The following is a 24,216-nucleotide window of genomic DNA, read 5'->3' as shown; positions in this document are numbered from 1 at the left end:
CAACACCGTCCGCAGCCCTTTTCCCAGGGATGCGCGCCTCTTCGGAGCTGCACCCGTCGACGTCCGGGGTTTCACGTCCACATGACGTCACCCATTTCATCGCATGCGCCCCGCACTGGATTCACTGCAAGCCAGATTCGCTTTCGCATTCTATTCGGCCCGTTCTTGTGATTCCCCGCGCTGCTCTTCCGCTGCGGGAATTCCTTGATGCGTGCCGTATCAAGGAAGGTTCTCAATGAATCCCACACGTACGAACGGCCGTTCCTCCCGCCCCCGCCGCACCGACGGCCCCGCTTTCGGCTCCGGCGCCCGTTCGGGGCGGGGCGGCCGCTTCGGCTCGCCCGCCCCGAGCCGTTCAGGGGGTCCGAGCCGCTCGGACGGCCACGGCCGGCGGCCCGCAGCGGTCCAGGGCGAGTTCGCCCTGCCGAAGACGATCACTCCCGCGCTGCCCGCCGTCGAGGCGTTCGCCGACCTCGACATGCCCGAGCAGCTGCTGGCCGCGCTCACCGCGCAAGGCGTGAGGGTCCCGTTCCCGATCCAGGGCGCGACCCTGCCCAACACCCTCCCGGGCCGCGACGCCCTGGGACGCGGGCGCACCGGCTCGGGCAAGACCCTCGCCTTCGGCCTGGCGCTGCTGGCCCGCACCGCCGGACAGCGCGCCGAGCCCCGCCAGCCGCTGGCCCTGATCCTCGTGCCGACGCGTGAGCTGGCCCAGCAGGTGACCGACGCACTCACCCCCTACGCCCGCTCGGTGAAGCTGCGCCTGGCCACCGTCGTCGGCGGAATGTCGATCGGCCGGCAGGCCGGCGCGCTGCGCGGTGGCGCCGAGGTCGTCGTCGCGACGCCGGGCCGCCTCAAAGACCTCATCGACCGCGGTGACTGCCGACTGAACCAGGTCGCGATCACCGTCCTGGACGAGGCCGACCAGATGGCCGACATGGGCTTCATGCCCCAGGTCACCTCGCTCTTGGACCAGGTACGCCCCGAGGGCCAGCGGATGCTGTTCTCCGCCACCCTCGACCGCAACGTCGACCGGCTGGTCCGCCGCTACCTCACCGATCCGGTCGTCCACTCCGTCGACCCGTCCGCGGGTGCGGTCACCACGATGGAGCATCACGTGCTGCACGTCCACGGCGCCGACAAGCTCCGGACGACGACGGAGATCGCGGCGCGCGAGGGCCGGGTGATCATGTTCCTGGACACCAAGCACGCCGTCGACCGGCTGACGCAGGACCTGCTGAACAGCGGTGTCCGGGCCGCCGCCCTGCACGGCGGGAAGTCGCAGCCGCAGCGCACCCGGACCCTGGCCCAGTTCAAGACCGGGCACGTCACCGTGCTCGTCGCGACGAACGTCGCGGCGCGCGGCATCCACGTCGACAACCTCGACCTCGTCGTCAACGTCGACCCGCCGACCGACCACAAGGACTACCTCCACCGCGGCGGCCGTACCGCGCGGGCCGGCGAGTCCGGCAGCGTCGTCACTCTGGTCACCCCCAACCAGCGCCGCGACATGACCCGCCTCATGACGGCCGCCGGCATCGTGCCCCAGACCACCCAGGTCCGCTCCGGCGCAGAGGCACTCCGCCAGATCACCGGCGCCCAGACCCCCTCCGGCATCCCCGTGACGATCACCGTGCCGGTGGCCGAGCGGCGTAAGCGCAGTGCGGCCTCACGCGGCCGACGCAGCCCCGCTTCGGCTGCCCGGCGCGTGACCGTGCGGCAGTCCTCCTTCGATGCGGCGGCCTAGAACCTTCGTGATCAGGAAACTGGCCCATCTCTGCAGGAGGCACGTTTCGACGCTGGTTCAGATGCAGCCCCGCTCGGCGAATGCCACCCCCGTACACAGGACGGCGACCGACGCCATGGACACAGGCGCACCGCAGGTCTGCGACGACATGACCATCGAGGTCGCCCTGTCCGTCATGACAAGCGCCCGCACCGGGCACCTGCTCGTCTGCGACAACGACGGCCTGTGCACCGGACTGGTCACCCAGGCCCAGATCGCCGCAGTCCGCGACAGCTCCGCGTACACGGACCGGGTCCAGCTGCGCGACATCCTCGGCGACCGCCAGCCGTTCACCTCGCCCGTGACCTCGATGGCCCCGGCCGAGCACGCGATGCGCTGCCGCCGGCTCGATGCCCTGCCTGTCGTCGACGAACGAGGCAGTGCTCTGGGCGTCCTCGCCCTTGCTGGCTGAACCGCCTCACCACGGCAGAACCATCCCCCTTCGTTCTTCTCCTTGTGAGGCATCATGCGCTGTGTCATCGCCCGCTTCCCGTTCGACCTCACCAAGAGCGGCGTACTGGAATCGATGAAGGGCATCAGGCCCGAGCAGGTCTTCGGCGAGTCCGTGATCATCGGCCGCCGCACCTACCCCGTCAAGCAGGTCGGCCAGATCGTCACACGCCAGGACCGCCGCGATTTCAGCGCCGGCGAAGTCCTCCGGGCCATGACCCAGCTCGGTTTCACCTGCCGCGGCCTTCCCCAGGCCGCCGCGCCCACGCGCGTCCTCAACCCGTTCCAACAGGCTTCCGCGATGCTCGGCGCCCCCGCGGTCGTCTGACCGACGGGCAGGCGCGAGCCGCCACCAAAACAGCGGTGAGGGCCCGATCGGCATGCGCCGGTCGGGCCCTCACCGCATACCGGCGGCTTCTCGAAGCGGCGGGGGTCAGTGGTCGGAGTAGCTGAAGTCGCCCATGGTCCAGGCACTGACGTCCTCGATCGCCACGCGGTACAGGCCGGTTCTTCGGCAGCAGCCACAGCTTCCGCAGCCGCCCCCCGCCGCCGGGTCATCCCCACACCCGCCAGCACCACGGCCATCCCCAGCACCACCCGGACGCTCAGGTCCTCGCCCAGGACGACCGCCCCCAGCAGCACGGACACCACCGGCAGCAGATAGCCGACCACGGCGGCGTTGGTCGCGCCCTCGTCGTTGATGATCCGGTAGGTGAGGTGGAAGGTGATTGCGGTGCAGAAGACGCTGAGGACGACGGCCGCGACCAGGACCGTCGGGCCGGGGTCGATCGACTCCAGGCCGCCGATCGGCACCGCGAGGGCGGTCAGTCCGCTCGCGGCGACGAGCTGGGCGGCGGAGAGCGAGATCGTGGCCGTGCCCCTGCGGACCAGGGTGCGGCCCATGTACGTGAACGCGACGGCGTAGCTGGCGGCGGCGCCCAGGATCGCGAGGGCGCCCCAGCCGGTGGCGCCGGTCGTCTGCCAGGGGGCGAAGATGACGATCGTGCCGGTGAAGCCGAGCAGAAGACCCGCCAGCCGTACGGGCCGCAGCCCGCGCTCCGAGCCGAGGGCGAGACCGAGGGTGATCGACCAGAGCGGGGTCGTGGCGTTCAGGACGCCTGCGAGCCCGGAGCCGACGGTCTGCTGGCCCACGCTGAACAGGGCGAACGGCAGGGCGTTGCAGAAGAAGGCCGCGACGACGATGTGCCGCCAGGCGGCGACGCCTCTCGGCAGCCGGTGCCCCGTCGCGTAGCAGGCGACGACGAGGACGAGCGCACCGAGGACACAGCGCGCGAGCGTGACCTGGAGCGGGGAGAGCCCGCGCAGCGCCAGCTCGGTCCAGAGGAAGGTCGAGCCCCACAGCAGGGCGAGCACGGCCACCCGTAATCCACCCCACAGGCCCCGCGCACCGCTGTTGTCGCTCATGGCGTTTCCCCATTCTCGTTCGGTGGGTTTCTCGTCGCTGTCCTACGAAGGTGCCTCAGCTAAGATTTGAGGACAAGCAAATGGTTCTACTCATACTGTTAACCTGTGCTACATGCTTGATGTGAAGCGACTGCAGGTCCTGCGCGCGGTGGTCACCAGCGGTACGGTCACCGCCGCCGCGGCCCACTTGGGCTACACCCCGTCCGCCGTCAGCCAGCAGGTGGCGGCGCTGGAGAAACAGGCAGGTACGGCGCTGCTCGAGCGGGTCGGCCGCGGGGTGCGCCCCACGGCGGCCGGGCTGCTGCTCACCGAGCACGCGGCGCTGATCGGCTCGGCGGTCGCCCAGGCGGAGACCGCGCTCGCCGACCTCCGCGCCGGACGCACCGGCCGGCTGTCGGTCCGCTACTTCGCCACGGCCGGCTCCACGCTGGTGGCGCCCGCCCTGGCCAGACTCCGCGCCGAGCACCCCGGCGTCCGCGTCGACCTCGAACTCACCGACCCGGAGGACCCGTTCCAGGAGGTGGCGCGGGGCCGGGCCGACCTGGCCGTGGTCGTCCAGGCGCAGCACCGCACAGGCAACGGCTTCCGGCTCGTCCACCTCCTCGACGACCCGTACGCGGCCGTACTGCCCCACGGCCATCCGCTCGCCGGCAAGGAGGTGATCGACCTGCACGAGTTGTCCGGTGAGCAGTGGGTCGGCAGCGAGCCCCCCGGCCCCTGCCTCGAACCCGTCATCGACTCCTGCGCGGCGGCCGGCTTCAGCCCCGACTTCGTCATCCAGAGCGAGGACTACGCCACCGCGCAGGGCTTCGTCGCGGCCGGTCTCGGCGTGGGTCTGATGCCGCGGCTCGGGCTGCGCAACCAGCACCCCGGTGTCGTCGTGCGCCCGGTCCGCAACCCCGAGCCGCTCCGGGTGATCTCGGCCGCCGCCCGGGAGACCGCCCTCGAACAGCCGGCCCTGCGCGGCCTGTTGGACGCGCTGCGGGACGCGGCCGCCACCGCCGACCCCGCCCGATGAGCCCCGGTCGGACTGACCGCGGCCTACGGGGTGCGGGTCTGCGGCGGGGGCGTAAGGGGCGCATGTCAGGCGCCGTGCGCGCTGGGTACGGCGGCCAGGGTGAGGTGACCACGCTGGCGAAGATCTCCTTGCCGTGCTGCCGGGCGCTGATCCGCACCTGGTCGGGGTCCGCCAGTTGCTCGGCCTCCACCCCGCCACTTCACCCAGCCGCCGCGCGGGACGCAGCCGATGGCCGCCCGCCAGACGCGCTGTGGTCGCGGGTCGACACCGTCATAGCAGCCTGGATTGTCCACACGCAAACGCCTGCACGCATCCCCCCTTACCGGGGGTACCGGGCGTACATATCACGAACTCCCCTGTAGGAAAAGCCAGTTGATGCAAGTCCGCTTGTGGAGACCTTGTGCTCGAACACAAGGTCCCCCTAACGTGCTCGGCGTTCGGAGAAGTCGAACACCGCGCGGCCGGACCGCCGAATCCTGCCCCCGGCGCGCGGCAGCACATCACCACACCGCAGGCAGGAGCGGGGGACCCACTTGCGCCGTACGGGACAACGCGTATCCGGCGGCTTGGGGTGAAGCCGTGAGAACCACGGCCGGGCAACTCTCCAGCCCGAACCCGACAGCTCACCTCGCAGGCGTTCGGAGTAGGAGCCACCGTGATATCCGCAGTCGGAAGACACCGCGTCCCACACCCCCACGCCACCACCCGCCGGCTCGACGGCCCCATCGACGCCGAAACCGCAGCAACCGGCGGCACCGTGGTCTCGACGGGCTGGGACGCGAGACCGTTCGCACTGAACTACGCCCGGCCCGCCGTGAACCCGCCGGCCGTGGTCCCCTACGCCTATGACCCCCTGCGTCAGTTGAACGTCCTGCCCGACGGCCGCCCGGCCATCAGCGACCGCGACCTGCTGCTGGCGTGCGGCACCACCACGTCCACCGCCGGTTCCCAGACGCACTTCGATGACTGACGGTCGCCCCATGACCGTGCTCGTACTGACCTGCGAGGAGGACGTGACCGCGGACATGGTGGTGTCCGTCCTGGATGGAGCGGGAGTCCCGGTCGTACGCCTGGATCCTGCCGATCTCCCGGGCCAGGTTGCCGTGTCGGCCGAATACGTGCGGGGCGACTTCGACGGGCACCTGTCGGCCGGTGGTCGTGTGGTGAGCATGAGCGGACTGCGCTCGGTCTGGGTACGCAGGCCCGGCCGTCCGGCAGCGCGTGCCGCCCATCAGTCCGCATGGCTCACCGCCGAGGCCGAACAGGCCCTGTACGGAACGCTGAACTGCACAGGGGTGCGCTGGATGAACCATCCGGCGGCCGCCGCGCAGGCCCGCTGGAAACCGTGGCAGCTGCGCGTCGCCCACCGCAGCGGCTTCGCCGTACCCCCCACGCTGATCACCGGCTTTCCGCGGGTTGCGCGCGAGTTCGCCGCCCAGTACCCGGACCTCGTCGTGAAGCCGGTTTCGGGAGCGCATCCCGGCGACCCGGCGCTGGCACTGCCCACCACCCCCGTCGGGCCGGACGCCGACTTCGGCGCGGTGACCGCCGGCCCCACGCTCCTGCAGCAGCGCGTGCCCAAGCGTGCGGACATCCGGCTGACCTGTGTGGGGGACGAGCTGTTCGCCGCGCGGCGGGCGTCCGACCCGGACGAGGTGGACTGGCGTTTCGCCGACAACGGCGGTGCCTGGGCTCCGGCCGAGGTACCCACCCGCATCGCGAAGGCGGTCGGCGCCTATATGTCGCTCGCCCAGCTCGCGTACGGCGCCTTCGACTTCGCTGAGGACGGTGACGGCACCTGGTGGTTCCTGGAGTGCAATCAGGGCGGGCAGTTCGGCTTCGTCCAACTGGAGACCGGTCAGCCCATCGCCGAAGCCGTCGCAGCCTGGCTGGCTTTGGGTCCTGCGGTGTGAGCCGACCCGGGGCGTCAGCTCACGGTGAGGGTGCCTTTCATGTTCGTGTGGATGGTGCAGATGTAGGGATAGCTGCCGGATGTGGACGGAGCGATGAAGGTGGCTGTTTCGCCGGGATCGATGTCGCCGGTGTCGAATGGCTTGTCCCCGGTGGCGGTCAGGGTGTGCGTGACCGAGTCCTGGTTCTCGACGATGACCTTCGTTCCGGGGCGTACCTGAAGTGTCGCCGGGATGAAGGTGAAGTTCTTGATCGCGATGTTCGCCGCGCCGACGTTGGAGGTGCTTGGGGCGGATGAGGCGCTGGTGGTTGCGGGGGTGGCGGTGTCATTGCCGTTGCCGTCGCCGTTGCTCGAACAGCCGGCCAGGGCAAGCAGGACGCAGGCTCCGCCCACCCTGAGGGCGGTGTGGACCCGGTCCGGATAGGTGAGTGACATGCCGGGCGGACCTTTCCGACGAGGGATGCCGTGGTCTGGGCGCGGCTGGTGATCGGCCGCCGCATTCAGGTTCGCCGTCCTCGGTGGCGCTCGCCAGGGCGGTACCGCCAGTCGCGGTGCCGTTCACCTGAATGCCGACGGGAGCCGCGCTTCATCCCGGGCGGGCGGGGGAGCGCCGACATGGTTCACCCAATGGGTGAGCGACGCGACGGGCGCGGTCAGCCCGGTCCCCTCGGCTGGGCGAGGCGGCCGGCCGGCAAGGTGGCGGTGGGTATCGGGAGGCTGCCCGGCGCGGTGCCGCGCAGGTCCCGCACGTATTGCTCGCGCGGTACGAGATGGGCGCCGAGGCCGCGGACGTGCGGGCTGTCCCGCTGCGCGTCGAGCAGCGCGCCGCCCGCCTCTGCGAAGCGCGCCGCGAGGTCGGACACCGCGACCTTCGAGGCACCGGGACGGTGGAAGAACATCGAGTCCATGCTGAAGACCGGTCCGACCTGGAGGCCGAAGACGCCGCCGACCACATCGCCGTCCTCCCACACCTCGACGCTGTGGGCATGACCCAGCTCCTGCAGGCGGATCAAGCTTGCGATCAGCTCTTCGGTGAGCCACAGGGGGTCGCGGTCGGCGCCGCATTCGCGGACGACCTGCTCGAACCTCTGGTCCAGGCTCGTCGACCACGGCAGCTGGTTGCGCACCCGCCGGGCGAGGCTCCGGCTCAGGTGCGCGGCCGAGACGGGCAGTACCGGCCTGGGGTCGGGCGACCACCAGGAGACGGCGTAGGGATCGGCCGATTCCTCCCCCACGAGCGGGATGTGGCCCTCTTCGACCTGATCGGCGAAGACCACCTCGTTGAGGACGCGGGTGTACTCGTCGGACGCCGGGAACGGATAGACCCCGGCGCGGTATGCCGCCAGGAGGCTGGCGGGACTGAGGTCGGCGGAGAAGGCCACCGGACCGTCGGGCGCCGCTTTGCGTACGTCCAGCGCCTCCCAGTCGGGGCATCGGTTCACCACCGTGACGCTCCGTGCCCTTGGCTGTTCCCGGGCCGGACGTAGTCGGCCTGGGAAAGGTAGTCGATGAAGCGGTCCATCATCTCCGCGTCCACCGGCGGAATGTCGATCCCGGCGTCCGTCAGCGCCCGTTCCGCGTTGTCGCGGGTGAACTCCGGGAAAACGCCCTGGAAGTACATCTCGCTCACGGTGATGTCGGCGCGGCTGCAACGGTCGACGAAGAGCGGGACGAACGGGGTTATCGGGTCGGTGGGGTGCCCGGCCGCGTACTTCACCAGAACGGCTATCCACTCGGCGTAGGGGATCTCCTGGACCGGGTAACCGCGCTGGCGCAGGCGCTCGGCGAGTGAATGCAGCAGCGTGGAACGGGGGTTGGTGAGGTGGTAGACCTCGCCGCGTGCGGGATGGTGGGTGGAGATGTGTCCGATCGCGCGGGCGAGGTGGTCGGCCGGCAGGAAGTCCAGCGTCAGCCGGACGTCAGGGCACAGCCCGGTCCGCGCGATGAAGCCGAAGAGGGCGGCCAACTCGCTGCTGGTGTTCATCACGCTGGTTCCGCTGCCGCCCGTGATGTCCATCAGGCGGTAGATGGCGACTGGCAGGCCCGCATCGGACGCCTTCTTCAGCAGCGCCTCGCCGACCCATTTGGCCTCCACGTATCCCACCGACAGATAGTCCGGGAAGCGAAGCGGCGTGCTCTCTGTCACCTCGCGCACCCCGGCCGGCCCGAATCCGGCGAGCACCGCCATGCTGGAGGTGAAGTGGACGGGGACTGCCCTGTCGGCGGCGAGGCGGATGATCTCGTATGTTCCCTCGACGTTGGCCGCGCGCAACTCGTGGTACGGGTAGATGAAGTTGACCTGGCCGCCGAAGTGGTAGACGGCGTCGATGGTCGACCCCAGCTCCTCGAACAGGCCGGGAGGCAGCCCCAGTCCGGGCTTGGCCAGGTCGCCGACGACCGGCTGGACACGCTCGCTGGACAGATCGCTGAGGACGTACCGCTTGTGACTCGCGCGGATCCTCTCCATGCCGTCGAGCTCGTCGGAGGCCCTGACCAGACACAGGATCCGTCCCGTCGTCCTGCGCAGAAGCTCGTCGATCATGTACGCGCCGCAGAACCCCGTCGCCCCGGTGAGGAGGACGTCGCCGGGTTGCTCAGGGTGCGGAGCCGGCGCGTCATGGCCTATCGCCGGAACGCTCCGATCGGTCTCGGCGGCGAAGTCGACGCTCCCGCCTTCCGGGTGGGCCAGTGTGCCGGCACGTGCCTGGCGCACGGACTCGGTGAAAGCGGCGAGCATCGGCTGCCGCAGCAGTGAGCGGGTCAGCTCGCGGATCTGTGTGACGCCGATGCCGAAGATGACGCGGGTCCGGGCGAGCATCTCCATGGCCAGCAGCGAGTTGCCGCCCAGCTCGAAGAAGTCGTCGTGCGGACGGACGTACTCCACACCCAGGATCTGGCCCCACAACTGGGCCATCCCCTGCGGCACCGGGCGGTCGTCGGCGGTGGGCGTCGTCGCCGCGGGCTTGGGTTCGGGCACGGCCTTGCGGTCGAGCTTTCCGCTGGGCGCGACGGGCAGTTGTTCCACCGCGTGGAAGGCCGCCGGGATCATGTAGCCCGGCAGGACCTCGGCGAGTGCCGACCGCAGCCGCGTGCGCAGCGCCGCCTCGCCGCCGGCCGGCGGTGCGGCCAGCGTGTAGTACGCGATGAGGTGCCGGTCGCCGTTGTCGCGCGCCCGGGCCACCACCATCGCCTGGCCGATCTCCGGGTGGGAGACGAGCGCGGCCTCGATCTCGGCCGGGTCGACCCGGAACCCGCGGATCTTCATCTGGTCGTCGACCCGGCCCAGGATTTCCAGGTTGCCGTCCGGGCGCATGCGGCCCAGATCCCCGGTGCGATACATCCGGTCCCCCGGAGCGGAGCCGTGCGGGTCGGGCAGGAACTGCTGGGCGGTCAGGGCGGGTTGCCGCCAGACACCGCGCGCCAGCCCCGCGCCGCCGATGTATATCTCGCCGCGCTCGCCCGCCGGCACCGGGCGCAGTTCGGCGTCGAGCACATGGACGTGACTCCCGTCCAGGGCCCTTCCGATCGGGGCTACGGCGGTGTCCGGGGCCGCGAGCACCTCCTCGTTCAGGTCGCAGAGTGTGGAGGTGATGGTGGTCTCGGTGAGCCCGTAGGCGTTGACGAGCCGTGCGCCGGGCATCCGGTGCAGAATGGCGCGGCAGTCCTTCGCGGTGACGATCTCGCCGCCGACGATGACGAGCCTCAGCGACGCGAGGATCTCGCCGCGGTCCGCGACGGAGACGATCCGGTGCCAGAAGGCGGGGGTCAGGTCGGCGACGGAGATCCCGTGCTCGGGGAGGCGGTGCAGCAGGTCCGTGGGTGCCCATGTCGTGGTTCCCGCGAGGACGAGCGTCGCGCCGCTGATCAGCGTGGCGAAGACCTGCTCCAGCGAGGTGTCGAAGCCGAGCGCCGCGGCGTGCAGCACCCGGTCGTCGGGCCTCAGTTCGTATGCCCGGGCCACCGCGGCGAGGGAGTGGGCCAGCGACCGGTGGGTGATCATCACCCCCTTGGGTGGCCCGGTGGATCCGGAGGTGTAGATCACGTATGCCAGGTCGTCCGGCTGGGGGCCGTGTGCCGGCGGAATTCCCTCCAGCGGTCCCTGGGTGGCCTGTTCCCCGGCGTAGACGATCCGCGCCTCGCACCCGGCGAACAACGGGGCGTGCTCGCGGCTCGAGACGATGTGGCGTGAACCGGTCTCCCCGACCAGTGCGACGATCCGTTGCTGCGGAGTCGCCGGGTCGAGAGGGAGGAACGCGCCGCCGGAGCCCAGCACCGCCAGCAGCGCGACGATCAGTTCGGGCTCGCGGTCGAGGCACACGGTGACGACGGACTCCGCGCCGACGCCCGACTCCCGCAGTTCGAGGGCAAGCCGGTCGGCGCGGCCGGTCAGCTCGGCGTAGCTGAGCCGGCCCTCGTCCGAGAGCACCGCGAGAGCGGACGGCTCATCCCGCGCCCGCTCCCGGACCAGCTCGGGCACGGTGCCCGGCCCGGATCCCGGAGGCCGCCCCTCGGCGCGGGCGCTCGCGGGCCGCATGTCGGTCCACAGGTGTTCGACCAGGCTCCCGCACTCCGCGGCGGACGCCGGTCCGCCGATCCGGCGCCACCCGTCCGGAATCCGGCGATCGGCGGGCCAGATCGCGTACTGCTCCTCGTCGTTGCGCAGCACGACGCACGGCGCGGCCGACTCCGCCGGAGCGTCCTGGCCTTCTGTCACCTTGGGTCTCCTGCCTCCCGCGGCGTCCTGCGGAGCACGGCCTGCGCCCCCCGAGGGAGAGACCGGGTCCATCACCGCTTCCTCTCCGCGGGCGCCTCCTCAGGCAATCCGGTCAGGCGGCCGAGCGGCGGTGCGAGGACGAGCTGCTCCGCCTCCTCGGCGCTGACCGGCTCGGCGAAGAGGTATCCCTGACCGAACTTGCAGCCAATGGAGGTCAGCAACTCCTGCTGCCTCACGTCCTCCACTCCTTCGGCGATCACCGTGAGGCCGAGTGTGTCCGCGAGATGGGTGATGCCCTCGACAAGGGCGTACTGTTCGGGCGAGCGCCCGAGTTCGTCGACGAACGACTTGTCGATCTTGAGTATCGAGATCGGGAACTCACGCAGATAGCTCAGCGACGAGTAGCCCGTTCCGAAGTCGTCGATCGCGATGCGGATCCCGAGGTCGGTGAGCGAACTCATCTCGGCCAGGATGCGTTCGTCGTTGTACATCAGCACGCTCTCGGTCAGTTCCAGTACGAGAGACGACGGTTCGATGCCGGAGAGATCCAGGGCGCGCCGGATCACCTGGTAGAACTCGGCGTCCCGGAACTGACGCGGCGACACATTCACGCTGACGTAAGGCTGGATGCGGTCGGCCGTCCCGTCGCGCAGCACGGAGCCCTGCCACCGGACAGCCTCGGCCGCGGCCTGATCGAGCACCCAGGCGCCGAGCGGTACGATCTGCCCGCTCTCCTCGGCCAGCGTGATGAACTGCTCCGGCAGCACCATGCCGCGCGTGGAGGGCCAGCGAACGAGCGCCTCGAAGCCGGAGATCCGCCCGCTGGCCAGCTCCACGATGGGCTGGTAAAGCACCAGGAACGAAGTCTCGATCGGCGAACTGTCCAGGCCCTCCTGCAACTTGGCACGCTCGGCCATGCCGCTCTGCAGCTCCGGTTGGTAGCGGCGCCACTGGCGCTTGCCCGCCGTCTTCGCCGCGTACAGCGCGAGATCGGCGTGTGTCAGCAGTTCGACCGAGTCGATGCTGTCCTCCGTCGTCGCGACGCCGATGCTCGCGTATGTGCTCACCGGCCCCACGCTGAGCCGGAACGTCTCGGCGAACACGGTCATCACGTTTTCGGTGAACCGCTCCACGCCCTCGGGTCCAATGGAGCCCTCCACCAGCAGTGCGAACTCGTCGCCGCCGATGCGCGCGGCGGTGTCGGAGGCGCGGACGGTGGTCGACAGCCGGAGTGACAGCGCGACCAGGAGTTCGTCGCCCACACTGTGGCCGTGTATGTCGTTGACGACCTTGAAGTCGTCCACGTCGACGAAGAGCACGCCGACCACCGTGCCGTCGCGCTGAGCCTGAACCAGTGCGTGGTTGACCCGTTCCTGGAAGAGGATGCGGTTGGCCAGGCCGGTGAGCGGGTCATGGAACGCCTGGTGGGTGAGTTCGCGTTCGAGCTTGCGCTGTTCGGTCACGTCCTGAAGGGTGAGCACCACTCCACCGACGGTCGCCTCCTCGCGCAGGTCGCTCCACCTCACCTCGACCTCGATGGTTGCCCGGTCGGTGCGGACCATGCGCCAGTGCTCGCGCCTGCCCTGGTGTTCGCGGGTCCGTATCCGGCCGAGCGTCTCGACCACCCCGCGGCTGTCCTGCGGCGGCACCAGATCGATGAGGAGGGTGCCCTCCAGGTCCGGAATGCCGAGCACCTGGTCGGCGGAAGGGCTGGCGTAACGGATCCGGTCGTCGTCGTCGAGGATCAGGATGACGTCGGAGGCGTTCTGCACCAGCGTGCGGAAGTACACCTCGCTGTTGCGCCGGTTGACCTCCTGTGCAAGGCCGACCCGTGCCACGGCAAGTGCCGTCTGAGCGGCGAGAGTCGCCAGCGTTTCGCGGAGCACGAGCAGGTCCTGCTCGTCCCCGGCCACGATCAGCGCCCCGATCAGCGGATCGCCCGAGGGGTGATCCTGCGAGCTGAGCGGGCAGACGAGCGCCTGGTCGGTGCGGCTCGGCTCCTCGTCCTGGCTCGTGAGGCAGTCGGCGAGATCGGGCCCCAGACCGTCGAGGGGCACCAGGCGGTTCTCGCCGGACGCGGTCAGTTCCCGTACGGCTGCGGTCACCCGTTCGGCCGCGGGCCCGTGTACGCCGCCGTCCGCCCCGTTCACCCAGAGCGTGTTGTCCGGCGGGGTGAGCAGCACGGAACGCGGCGGGCCGTGCGGCATCAGCTCCGTCACGGCGGAGTGGGCGGAGGCGGCCACATCCCGCACGTCGCGCGCTCCGCCCAGCGATGACACCGCGACACGCAGCACCTTCTCCCGGCCGACCGCCTGCCGGTGGGTCGCCGCCACGCCCGCCAGGCGGTAGAGCACGAGGACGAAGAGCACCGCGGAGAACACTCCGATGACGCCGACATTGGACCTCACGCCGCGCAGCGCCTCGATCAGGAGGATGGCCGGCGCGATCAGCGACGCCAGGGTGAGCAGGCTCAGCCGGCCCACACCGGTCTCACCGCGCCATGCCACGGGCTGGGTCAGCGACCGCATGGACGGATGGAGCGCGGCGGCCGCCCAGGCGCCGTACAGGACGGCCCAGCCGAGCTCGACGACGCTACCCGTGCGCCACGTTCCGTTCAGTACTATCAGGCCGTAAGCCACGTCTGCGGCGAGCAGGCCGACGGTGCCCGCGGTGAGCAGCATGAGCGCGGGGCTCCTGCCGCCACGGCCGGCGAGCAGGCGCAGCAGCATCGCCAGTACGAGGATGTCGCCGAGCGGATAGGCGATGGAGAACGCCTTCTGCACCCAGGTAAGACCCTCGATGTGGGCGAGCGGATCGATGAGGAAGATCCACGAAAGCAGCGCCAGGCCGACGGTCAGCGTCAGTGCGTCGACGAGGCTCGCCCGGTCGCGCCACCCCGTGCGCCAGTGGACGAAGCCCAGCAGCCCGGCCGCATAGAGCGGATATGCCGCGAGATAGAAGCCGTCGGCGATCGACGGAAACGGCATCTCCTCCTGGAGCAAGTCGATGAGGATGATCTGGGTGGCCTGGCCCGCGGCGAAGGCGAAGTTTCCCGCGGCGAGCAACAGCCAGGGGAGTCGATGCGCCGGGCGGTTGAGAAAGACACCCAGGGAAATGCCGATGACGCCGAGCGCTCCAATTCCTACGAAGATCAGCCGATTCTGCGGAAATGTGTAGTAGAGCGCCGTCAGCAGGATGATGCATGTGCTGACGGCGGCCATCGCGGCCAGGCTTCGCAGTCGCGGGTTCACCCCAACTCACCTCCAGGGAGGGCCACTTGTCGGGCGGACCGAGCTGGGCGAACGGCACCGGGCGTCGGCGGAGAAGCCCGTGGGATCGGGCTGAAAAAAGAGAATCTCTCCGGGGCCGGGATTCGGTCCTGGTTGCACGGGAACACGATCGCCGGTATACGCAGTCACCGGTACACTCGGTCGCCGGTATACGGGCTCCTTCTCGCCAATAGACATCGACGTGTCTTTCACCCAGCTTACCCGGCTCGCCATTTCCCGCACGCGCAGGGAGAGATACCCCAACGCGCAAGGAGAAATACCGTGTCGCGTCGCGAGATGCCGCGCCGTACGTGAAAATGGAGGACGCGGAAACCGGACCGGATCCGCCCAGCGACGATCGGCTCCTGATGGAGCGTGGAGTCCCATGCTCTCCGATTACCGCCGGATCTTTTCTCCTGCAGGCACTCTGCCCTTCTCCGCCGCGGGCTTCATTGCCCGTCTTCCGCTGGCGATGATCGGCGTCGGCATCATCACCATGCTGTCGCAGCTCGGCTTCGAGTGGTGGCTCGCCGGCTCGGTCTCCGCCACCCAGGCGATCGCCGCCGCGGCAATCGGACCGCAGATCTCCCGGCTGGTGGACCGTCACGGCCAGCGCCGGGTGGTCCTTCCGGCGACGGCCGTGACGGTCGCCGCCATCGGTGCGCTGCTGCTGTGCGCCCGGTACGCCGCCCCGGCCTGGACGCTTTACATCGCGGCGGCGGTAGCCGGCTGCATGCCCAGCATGGGCGCGCTCGTCAGGTCCCGCTGGGCGGAGATCTACCTGAAATCACCGCGGCTGCTGCACACCGCGTACTCGCTGGAGTCGGTGCTCGACGAGGTGATCTACGTCGTCGGCCCGGCACTGGCCATCACTCTGTCGACCAGCGTCAGCGCCGAGGCAGGACCGCTGGCGGCCGGGATCCTGCTCGCCGTCGGCGTCCTCCTGTTCGCCGCCCAGCGGCGTACGGAACCGCCGGTGCGCCACGAGTCGCAGCGCCCCGGGGGCAGCGTGCTGCGCATCCCGGGACTCGGCCTGCTGGTGCTGACGCTGACGTCGGTGGGAGTGGCCTACGGTTCGGTGGAGGTCGCGACGGTGGCGTTCGCCGACGCGCACCAACACAAAGGGTTCTCCGGCCTGCTGCTGGGCGTGTACGCGCTCGGCTCGGGCCTGGCGGGCGCGGCCTTCGGAGCGATCAGGCCGCGGGGGTCGATCACGCGGCGGTTGCTGGTCAGCGTCTGCGCGATGGCGGCGACGATGGCACCGCTGTTGTTCGCGCCGAATCTCGCGGTGCTGGCCGGGATGCTCTTCGTGGCGGGCATGGCCATCGCGCCGACCCTGATCACCGCGATGGGGCTGGTGAGCCACCTGGCGCCGGCCTCTCAGCTCACCGAGAGCATCACCTGGCTCGTCTCGGGCCTCTCCGTCGGGGTGGCGCTGGGCTACGCCGCGTCCGGATGGGTGGTCGATGTGGCGGGGGCCTCGGCCGGCTACCGCGTGCCGTGCGGGGCGGCCCTGCTCGCCGCCGCGACGGTCTCCCTCGCCCTGCCACGGCTGACCCGCGCCGGCGTGCAGTGAGCCCGCCGCGGGTGGTTGGGCGCCCGGGTCTGCCGATGCCAGTGGCGTCGTCAGTCCGTCGCGAGCGAGATCTCCGTCGACTTGATCAGCGCGACGACCGAGGACCCCGCCGCCAGGCCCAGGTCGGCGACCGCGTCCTTCGTGATCGCGGCCGTCAACTCGCCGCCGACGACACCGATCTTGACGCTCGCCATCGCGCCACCGGAGGTGATGCCGTTGACCGTGCCCGGGATCTGATTGCGGATGCTCACGCCCTCGACCGCGGCCGTGGCCAGGGAGACCTCCGTGGACTTCACCAGGACGCGTACGGCCGAGCCCGGCGCGAGGCCCAGCTCCTGGGCGGCCTCCAGCGTGATCGCGGCGGTGATCTCCTGGCCGCCTTCCAGGCGGACCTTGACGGTCGCCATGACCTCGCCGGGACGGACGGAGAGAACCGTACCGGGGATCTGATTGCGGATGCTCAGCCTCATGGAAGCACCGTAGCCACGGGCGCGGGCGGAGGCCGGTCGGCGCGCTTAAGGTCCTGTCCGGCCGATCTTGCCGGGCTCGCGTGCCCTGGCACGGCACCTCTCCCCCGTAGCCCTTCGGGCACGGGACGTACCCCCACCGTTGTCGTAGTCGCCTACGCTCCGCGTGGGCTCGCCCCCTGCCTTCGGCGGGGGGACCCCCATCGCCAGACCCCGCTCACTGATCCGGCCTGATCAACCGGACAGGACCTACGTCACCCTGCGGCGGCGGTCGGGACGGGCCGGACGCACGTGGGCGCGCCCCTCAGCGGGGCGCGCCCACGGGTCCGGTGACCGCCGGTCAGAAGGACGAGACCCGCAGGAGGCTCTCCTTGGTGCCGTCGGGGTCCTGGGAAGGCCAGGTCCAGTCGAGGCTGCCGGCGGCCTGCAGGGCCGTCTTGACGGACAGGGGTGATGCGGTGGGATGGGTGGCTCGGTACAGCGCCGCGCCGCCCGCGACGTGGGGTGCCGCCATCGAGGTGCCGGACAGCGTCGAGTAGCCGCCGAACCTGAAGGTGGAACGGATGCACACGCCCGGCGCGATCAGGTCGACGTCGGCGCCGTAGTTGGAGAAGTCGGCGAAGGTGTCGTCCTGGTCGGCGCGGCACGTGGCGGTGCCGGCGCCTCCGGACTTGCCGTCGAAGTCGGCCAGGGCGCTGACGGTGATCACTTCGTCGTACGCGGCGGGGATGGTGTTCTTCGCGTCGGCGTGGGCATTGGCCGCCGCAACGGTGTAGGTGACGCCCTTGGCGACCGAATCGCAGATCGCCCGGTGCTCGGCATCGCCGTTGGTCCTGCCGCAGTTGCCGTCGTCGGTGCCCTCGCCGCCCAGACTCATGTTGGCGACGTCGATCTGGTCGGCGTGCTGGGTGACGTAGTCGATGCCGCAGATGACGTCCGACGTGCTGCCCCAGCCGGCGGCGTTGAGCACCTGCACCGGCCAGATCCGGACGCCCGGTGCCATACCGACAACTCCGATGCCGTTGTCCTTGGCGCCGATGATTCCGGCGACATGGGTGCCGTGGCCGTGGAAGTCCTCGGGCTGAAGGAAGGGGATCGTGCAGTTCTTGGCGCCGGCTCTGTACACATTCAGGTCCGGGTGGCTCAGATTGACTCCGGTGTCGATGACCGCGACATCGGCGTTGACCCGGGTGTCCACGCCGTCGATGGCGGCAGTGGGGCTCAGGTCGGCATCCGCACGGTTCACACCGGTCGGGACCGACTGGGCGGCGGCTCGTACCCACTTGTCGGGCTGCACCGAAACCTGGGGGTCGGCGGCGAGCGCGGCCGCGGCGCCCGGGGTCATGGATGCCGCATAGCCGTGGACTGCGTAGCGGTAGACGTGGTGCACCACGGCACCGAAGGTGGAGGCCTGCTCCACAGCCGCGTCCACAGCCGCGTCCATTTCGGCTTCCCCGCGAGTGGTGGTGTCCGCGAGGGTCACGATGTACCGGCCGGGGATCTGACCGGACGGGACGGACTCCTTGGCCGCGGAAGGAGTCGGTGAAGCAGTCAACAGGGCCAGAGCAAGGAGGGCGGCGCCGAAAAGTTTGGGCATCCCGGACCTTTCGTGAGAGCGGTGGAGGGCGAGCCAACCCGGCAATTCCGGGGCATTTGCCCTGGAAATATTCGGTTCGCTATCGCGCTCACAGCTAGCAGGTTTGCGGCGATGCGACAGCCCGACATACGGCGCCCAGGGGATTCTCTGACCCTCTGTCAACCATGTGGCCCTGTACGGACCCTCGCTGCCTCGCCCCGCCGCCCGGGCCGGTTCCGGGCTCGGGCCATATGGGTCCGTAGCGGGGGCCGGCCGTGGATGCTCAGGCTCATGAATCCGCCGTGAGGGCGGCGGCGCCCGCTCGCCGGGCTGCGCTTTGGGCCTTCGTCCAAGCGATCTGGCATTTGCTATGAAGCAGCGCTCCATGGCTTGTAAATGCTGGTCCATGCTGCCTACCGTGTCGCATATGCAGTCCTACACAATCGGCCAGGCGGCGCGCCTGCTGGGCGTCAGCGCCGACACCGCGCGCCGCTGGGCCGACGCCGGCCGGGTCGTGACCCATCGCGACGAGAGCGGTCGGCGCCTTGTCGACGGCCGTGATCTGGCCGCTTTCTCGGTCGAGGTCGCCCAGAGCGGCACGGGCGACGAGGAGGTCTCGTACACCTCGGCCCGCAATGCCTTTCCCGGCATCGTCACCGCCGTGAAGCTCGGCGATGTCGCCGCGCAGGTCGAGATTCAGGCGGGTCCGCACCGGCTGGTCTCCCTGTTGACCCGGGAGGCCGTCGAAGAGCTGGGACTGGAAGTCGGCATGCAGGCCACCGCCCGCGTGAAGTCGACCAGCGTGCACATCGACCGCACCTGAGCAGCTGACAGCACACCTCTTCCGCTTCCTCCGCAGTGGCGTCGTCCGTCCCCGACGCGGCCTTTCCCTACCGCTTTTGCCAAGGAGTCCCGTCATGTCGTACGCCTTCACCCGGCGCCGTACCGCTGCCGTCGTCCTGACCGCCGCCCTGCTCGTGCCGCTGGCCGGCTGCGGCAGCGACGATGCCGAGAAGAACAGCGGCGCGAAGACCGGCGCGTCCGGCACGCCGAAGGCCGATCTGACCGTGCTGGCCGCCTCCTCACTGACCGACGTCTTCAAGACCGCCGGGGCCGCGTACGAGAAGTCCCACCCCGGCACGAAGATCACCTTCTCCTTCGCCGGGTCGCAGGAACTCGCCGCCCAGGTCAAGCAGGGCGCCCCCGCCGACGCGCTGGTCACCGCCGACACCAAGACCATGGACGGTCTGAGGTCCGACACCGGCACCCCGACGGTGATCGCCAAGAACCGTCTGGTCATCGCCACCGTCGAGGGCAACCCGAAGAAGGTCGACGAACTCAAGGACCTCGCCGACAGCACGCTGAAGGTCGTCCTCGCAGCGCCCGAGGTCCCCGTCGGCCGCTACAGCAAGAAGATCCTGGACTCCCAGAAGATCGTGGTGAAGCCGGTCTCGGAGGAGCCCAACGTCCGGGCCGTCCTCAGCAAGGTCGAGCTCGGTGAGGCCGACGCGGGTCTCGTCTACAAGACGGATGCCGCCACAGCCACCGGCAAGGTCGACGCCGTCGAGATCCCCGACGCGCAGAACGCCATCGCCCAGTACCCGGCCGCGACCCTGAAGACGTCCAAGAACAGCGAGGCCGCCGCCGCGTTCGTGCAGTGGCTGTCCACGCCCGAGGCACAGAAGATCCTCAAGGACGCGGGCTTCCAGCAGCCGTAACCGCCGTACGCGGGCCGCCCGGTGCGGGGGGCCGGGCAGCCCGCCACCAGACCCCGGGAACATCCGATGAGACCTCCGCGCACGCGTGGCATCCGCACCACCCCGGTCGCGCTCGCCGTGCCCGCGCTCCTCGCGATCGCGTTCCTGCTGATGCCGCTGATCGGCATCCTCGCCCGGACCGCCTGGGGCGATCTCGGTACGCATCTGACCAGCCCGGGCGTCACCGAGGCGCTGCGGCTGTCGCTGCTCGTCTCCTTCTGGGCGCTCGGTCTCTCCCTGTTGCTCGGGGTGCCGCTGGCCTGGCTGCTGGCCCGCGTCGATTTCCCGGGCAAGGCGCTCGTACGCTCCCTCGTTCTGCTCCCGATGGTGCTGCCGCCGACCGTCGGGGGCGTTGCGCTGCTCCTCGGCTTCGGGCGCCGGGGACTGCTCGGCCCCTGGCTGGAGGGGACGTTCGGCATCACGCTGCCCTTCCACACCTCGGGCGCCGTCGTCGCGGCGACGTTCGTCGCGATGCCGTTCCTCGTCATCAGCCTCGAAGGCGCCATCGGGGGCCTGCGTCCCAGCTACGAGGAGACCGCGGCCTCGCTCGGAGCCTCGCCGCTGCGGGTGTTCCTCACCGTCACGCTGCCCATGGTGGCTCCCGGGCTCGTCGCCGGGGCGGCCCTCACCTGGGCGCGTGCGCTGGGCGAGTTCGGCGCGACCATCACCTTCGCCGGCAATCTGCCCGGCACCACACAGACTCTGCCCCTCCAGGTCTATCTGCTGCTCCAGTCCCAGCCGGAAGCGGCCACCTCGCTGTCCCTGCTGCTGCTCGCCATCGCCATGACGGTGCTCGTCGCCCTGCGCGGGCGCTGGACCGGCGGGACCCCGGCCCGGGCAGCACGCGTACAGCGTCCTCAAGACAGCCCCGAACCGCCTCCGGCCGGCCCGCGGGCGGACTTTCCCGTATTCGACGAGAACTGGCCGCTGCACGCCCGTGTCACCGGCTTCAACGAGCTCACCCTGGACGCCGAGCCCGGCACCACCATCGCCGTCGTCGGCCCCAACGGCGCGGGCAAGACCACCTTGTTGCGCGCCCTGCTCGGCCTGACCCCGCGCGCCCATGCCGTGCTGCGTCTCGGCGACGCCGATGTCACCGATCTGGCCCCGCACCGCCGCGGCGTGGCCTGGGTGCCCCAGGACGGCGCCCTCTTCCCGCACTTGAGCGCCCTGAGCAATACGGCCTACGGGCTGCGCGCCCACGGCGTCCCGCGCGCCCAGGCCCGCCGCAGCGCCCAGGACTGGCTGGACAGGCTCGGCGTCGGCCACCTCGCCCACCGCAGGCCCGCCCAGCTCTCCGGCGGCCAGGCCCAGCGTGTCGCCCTGGCCCGGGCGCTGGCCGCCCGGCCCCGGCTGCTGCTGCTCGACGAGCCGCTCGCCGCACTCGACCAGACCACCCGTGCCCGGGTACGCCACACCCTGCGCACCCATCTCGACGGCTTCGGCGGCGTCTGCCTGATCGTCACCCACGACCCGGTGGAGGCCGTCTCGCTGGCCGACCGCGTTCTCGTACTGGACGAGGGCCGCGCCATCCAGGACGCGCCGCCCTCCGAGGTCACCCGTCACCCCCGCTCGCCGTGGGTCGCCCGGATGCTCGGCCGCAACGCCTGGCCGGGCACGGCGACTTCGGACGGCCTTGCCCTGCCGGGCGGCGGGCTTCTGGTCGTCGCCGATCCGCTGCCCGTGGGCACCGAGGCGCTGGCGATCATCGCGCCGGAAGCGGTCGCCGTGCACCGCGACAAGCCCGGCGGCAGCCCGCGCAACGTCTGGCCGGGCACCGTCAGGGAGATCACCGCCAGTGGCAGCCGACTGCGGATCCTGATCGCCTCGCCGCAGGCGCCGGACCTCGTCGCCGAGATCACCCCTCAGGCGGCAGCCGAACTCGGCCTCGCCGAGGGGACTTCCGTATGGACAAGTGTCAAGGCGACAGAAGCCGTTGTTGTCACTCTGTGAGTATTGATCGTCGAACAGGGCGGGGAACCGGCCAACTCTGAACAAAAGTCGAGCACTCTTTATCCTTTCCCGGCAGCGGTCGGAATGGTCGCCGGTTCCCGGAACTCTTGTTCCCCGCCTGGGGTTTGTGTAAGGGTGAGCTTCCTCGCGTCTGAACATGGTGTTTCTTGTTCAGTCGTTCGAATTTCACCGCGGTATAGACCAAGTAGGGCGCATCCTTTCAAGCGACAGAAATTTCTCCGGGCCGTCAACTCGGACCGGGGAACCGGCAACCGTTCAACCCCCCACCGCAATGCCCTGGATGGAAACACGTCTATGCAGAATCCCCGTACTCCGGGTCCCGTCCCTCCCTCTCGCACCGGCCTCAGCTCCGGGGACTCCGACGAAGGTCTCGCGGCGACACTGCGGACCGGCGGGGGGACGGACGAGATACGTCCCGTAGCAGTGCTGCTGGCGAGGCACTGGCAACCCGTCTTCGACTACACGTCGATCTGCACTCCATCGGCCACGGGGGCGTCCATGCTCGCCACGGCCGCCAGCAACAAGGTGCTGGAGAATCTCCGGCAGGTGCGGACGACGGCAGCGCTTCGTCCGCTCCTTTTGGTGACGGCCCGTCAAATCGGCAAGGCGTGGGCGGCCGACGAGCGGATCACCGCACTGCCAGAACTCCAGAATCCGGACACCGGCCGCTCCGTTCCGGTCGACATGTTCACCATCCCGGAGAATCGGACCCTCGTCGCCCGGGCATTCCAGGCATTGCCCGGGCCCGCCCAATGCCTGCTGTGGCACGCCGAGGCCGAGGGCGAGGGCATATCCGTACCGGCCGGTTTGCTGGCCATTGATCCGCGGGGTGCGGCGGCCCAGCTGGAGCAGGCCCGGGAAATCTTCCGGGCGGCGTGCCTGCGGCTGCACGTGGAACTGGCCCCGGACAGCGAATGCCGCCACTTCAGCAGGCTGCTCGACGTGTCCCTGCGGCGGGGCGGCACGCTGATCCCCGACATCAAGGCGCACTTGGCGAAGTGCCGGCACTGCCGCTTCGGCGCGGAACAACTCGACCAAACCGGCGGCCGGCTGGCCCTGCTGCTGGCCGAGGCCGTACTCGGCCGGGCCGCCCAGCCCTATCTCGACTCACGGCCCGCCCGCAACAGCGCCCGCTTCCAGGCGAGGGCCGCCAGGGCGGAGGGGGTGTCCGGCGTCGCCGGAGTGCGCGCGGCGGTACGCGGCGCCGGACGGCACTCACGCGGCGGACGCCCGCGCGCACTGCCCCGCCTCTCGCTGAGCCCGCGCGGGCGCGGCGCGGTCGTCACCGGGCTCGGGATCATGACCGGCCTGCTCGTCGTCGCGACCGCCGTCACCGAACTCTGGCCCGACGACGACAGCCACGCGGGGCCCGCCGTCCCGAGCGGCTCCGTCACGGCGATGCCCGCGCCCGGATCCCGTACCCCCTCCGACCCCGGCCCCCAGCCGTCCACCACCTCCGCCGCGATGCCGACCGGCCCGCTGAACACCACGCTGCGCAATCTCGGCGCGGACCTGTGCCTCGACATCAAGGACCAGAGGGTGGAGGCCGGTGCGGAGGCGACGATGGCGGCGTGCTCGTCGGCGGTGACCCAGCAGTGGGTGTACGAGACGGACGGGCTGCTGCGCAGCGCGGCGGCCGTCAACCTCTGCCTCGACTCCCACGAGCTTGACGGGGTCGCCGAACTCGGCACCTGTACGCAGGAGTCGGCGGCCGATGCGGGGGATGTGCGCTACGACCTGACGATCCAGGGCGATGTGATCCCGCGCTGGAACGAGGGACTGGCTCTCGTGCCCGCGTCGGCCGACGCCGGGTCGGCGGTGGTGGTCAAGATGAGGGACGGGTCGCCGGGGCAGCGATGGGCCACTGACAACGTTGCCGCACGGGTGCCGAGGGCGCGGCCGAGCGCGGACACGGGGCATCCCTCGACCAAGGAGGTCAACATGCCTCCGGCCGGGAACACCGGCAGTGCGCCCGCCGGAACGGGCACGGCGCCGGACCTGGAGCCGCCCGCGCCGACGCAGCGGTACGGCGAGGCCCGCTCGAGCGTGCGCCGCGTCAACGACGGTGGTACCGGCTGGGGCTCCGAGTCCGCTGCGGGCGAGGAGCGCGCGCGCCGGGGGCGCCCGGCGGCTGCGACGAACCTGCTGAGGCCGACGGCCGAGGGTGCGACCGTCACGCTGAATTCGAGGGTCCCCGAGAAGGCGGAGGCTGATCCGGCGGCCGGACCTGAGCCCATCGGGGCTCGTATCAAGGCCGCCCCCACTCACCCTGACCGAGCGTCACTCTGACGG

Annotated in this window: 17 protein-coding genes, 1 pseudogene and 1 riboswitch; of the genes and pseudogenes, 11 read left to right on the top strand and 7 right to left on the bottom strand. The window is 70.4% G+C overall.

Annotated features, from left to right (window positions below; translation table 11 throughout):
* Positions 1-235: 235 nt before the first annotated feature.
* The 3 genes from OG741_RS13190 (at position 236) to OG741_RS13180 (ending at position 2,564) form a co-directional block, all read left to right on the top strand.
* Positions 236-1,747, top strand: coding sequence for a DEAD/DEAH box helicase (locus OG741_RS13190; protein WP_405597306.1), 1,512 nt, complete (start codon positions 236-238; stop codon positions 1,745-1,747).
* A gap of 61 nt (positions 1,748-1,808) precedes the next feature.
* Positions 1,809-2,198, top strand: coding sequence for a CBS domain-containing protein (locus OG741_RS13185; protein ID WP_405597303.1), 390 nt, complete (start codon positions 1,809-1,811; stop codon positions 2,196-2,198).
* Between the two features lie 54 nt (positions 2,199-2,252).
* On the top strand, positions 2,253-2,564 hold the full coding sequence (locus OG741_RS13180) for an SCO5918 family protein (protein WP_405597301.1): 312 nt from the start codon (positions 2,253-2,255) through the stop codon (positions 2,562-2,564).
* A gap of 164 nt (positions 2,565-2,728) precedes the next feature.
* On the opposite strand, the pseudogene OG741_RS13175 reads toward OG741_RS13180, so the two are convergent.
* Positions 2,729-3,661 (bottom strand): annotated as a pseudogene (locus OG741_RS13175) (DMT family transporter); the annotation flags it as partial.
* 112 nt (positions 3,662-3,773) lie between these two features.
* On the opposite strand from OG741_RS13175, the gene OG741_RS13170 reads away from it, so the two are divergent.
* The 3 genes from OG741_RS13170 (at position 3,774) to tgmB (ending at position 6,592) form a co-directional block, all read left to right on the top strand.
* The gene (locus OG741_RS13170) at positions 3,774-4,679 is read left to right on the top strand and encodes a LysR family transcriptional regulator (protein WP_405597298.1); all 906 of its coding nucleotides are present in this window, start codon (positions 3,774-3,776) and stop codon (positions 4,677-4,679) included.
* Between the two features lie 496 nt (positions 4,680-5,175).
* Positions 5,176-5,331, top strand: a riboswitch (cyclic di-AMP (ydaO/yuaA leader).
* A gap of 105 nt (positions 5,332-5,436) precedes the next feature.
* Positions 5,437-5,649, top strand: coding sequence for a putative ATP-grasp-modified RiPP (gene tgmA, locus OG741_RS13165; RefSeq protein ID WP_405605538.1), 213 nt, complete (start codon positions 5,437-5,439; stop codon positions 5,647-5,649).
* Between the two features lie 10 nt (positions 5,650-5,659).
* The gene (tgmB, locus tag OG741_RS13160) at positions 5,660-6,592 is read left to right on the top strand and encodes an ATP-grasp ribosomal peptide maturase (RefSeq protein ID WP_405597295.1); all 933 of its coding nucleotides are present in this window, start codon (positions 5,660-5,662) and stop codon (positions 6,590-6,592) included.
* Between the two features lie 14 nt (positions 6,593-6,606).
* Here tgmB and OG741_RS13155 read toward each other — a convergent pair whose 3' ends face one another.
* From OG741_RS13155 to OG741_RS13140, 4 genes are all read right to left on the bottom strand, one after another.
* Positions 6,607-7,026, bottom strand: coding sequence for a cupredoxin domain-containing protein (locus tag OG741_RS13155; protein ID WP_405597292.1), 420 nt, complete (start codon positions 7,024-7,026; stop codon positions 6,607-6,609).
* 218 nt (positions 7,027-7,244) lie between these two features.
* Complete coding sequence (locus OG741_RS13150; protein WP_405597289.1) at positions 7,245-8,033, bottom strand: leucyl/phenylalanyl-tRNA--protein transferase; 789 nt, start codon at positions 8,031-8,033, stop codon at positions 7,245-7,247.
* Positions 8,030-11,305, bottom strand: coding sequence for an amino acid adenylation domain-containing protein (locus tag OG741_RS13145; protein WP_405597286.1), 3,276 nt, complete (start codon positions 11,303-11,305; stop codon positions 8,030-8,032). Before OG741_RS13145 ends, OG741_RS13150 begins: the two co-directional genes overlap by 4 nt.
* Before the next feature lie 71 nt (positions 11,306-11,376).
* Positions 11,377-14,556, bottom strand: coding sequence for a putative bifunctional diguanylate cyclase/phosphodiesterase (locus tag OG741_RS13140; RefSeq protein ID WP_405597283.1), 3,180 nt, complete (start codon positions 14,554-14,556; stop codon positions 11,377-11,379).
* 403 nt (positions 14,557-14,959) lie between these two features.
* On the opposite strand from OG741_RS13140, the gene OG741_RS13135 reads away from it, so the two are divergent.
* Entirely contained in the window at positions 14,960-16,150 is a 1,191-nt protein-coding gene (locus tag OG741_RS13135) for an MFS transporter (RefSeq protein ID WP_405597280.1), read from the top strand.
* A gap of 50 nt (positions 16,151-16,200) precedes the next feature.
* Here OG741_RS13135 and OG741_RS13130 read toward each other — a convergent pair whose 3' ends face one another.
* Positions 16,201-16,620, bottom strand: a complete 420-nt coding sequence (locus OG741_RS13130; protein ID WP_405597277.1) for a molybdopterin-binding protein — start codon at positions 16,618-16,620, stop codon at positions 16,201-16,203.
* Between the two features lie 337 nt (positions 16,621-16,957).
* The gene (locus OG741_RS13125) at positions 16,958-18,214 is read right to left on the bottom strand and encodes a S8 family serine peptidase (RefSeq protein WP_405597275.1); all 1,257 of its coding nucleotides are present in this window, start codon (positions 18,212-18,214) and stop codon (positions 16,958-16,960) included.
* Positions 18,215-18,620: 406 nt separating this feature from the next.
* Here OG741_RS13125 and OG741_RS13120 point away from each other — a divergent pair, with 406 nt between their 5' ends.
* The 4 genes from OG741_RS13120 (at position 18,621) to OG741_RS13105 (ending at position 24,213) form a co-directional block, all read left to right on the top strand.
* The gene (locus tag OG741_RS13120; protein WP_266476645.1) at positions 18,621-19,016 is read left to right on the top strand and encodes a molybdopterin-binding protein; all 396 of its coding nucleotides are present in this window, start codon (positions 18,621-18,623) and stop codon (positions 19,014-19,016) included.
* 94 nt (positions 19,017-19,110) lie between these two features.
* Positions 19,111-19,911, top strand: coding sequence for a molybdate ABC transporter substrate-binding protein (modA, locus tag OG741_RS13115; protein ID WP_405597273.1), 801 nt, complete (start codon positions 19,111-19,113; stop codon positions 19,909-19,911).
* A gap of 66 nt (positions 19,912-19,977) precedes the next feature.
* A complete protein-coding gene (locus OG741_RS13110; RefSeq protein ID WP_405597271.1) occupies positions 19,978-21,903 on the top strand; it encodes an ABC transporter permease in 1,926 nt (641 codons plus the stop codon).
* 315 nt (positions 21,904-22,218) lie between these two features.
* Positions 22,219-24,213 (top strand): ricin-type beta-trefoil lectin domain protein, encoded by a 1,995-nt coding sequence (locus OG741_RS13105; RefSeq protein WP_405597270.1) that lies wholly within the window; start codon positions 22,219-22,221, stop codon positions 24,211-24,213.
* The last annotated feature ends 3 nt before the right edge of the window (positions 24,214-24,216 follow it).

The sequence above is a fragment of the Streptomyces sp. NBC_01410 genome (assembly GCF_045040195.1).
GTDB lineage: Bacteria > Actinomycetota > Actinomycetes > Streptomycetales > Streptomycetaceae > Streptomyces.
The sequence above is the reverse complement of the archived record's forward strand: the minus strand, read 5'-3'. Positions and strand labels throughout refer to the sequence as shown.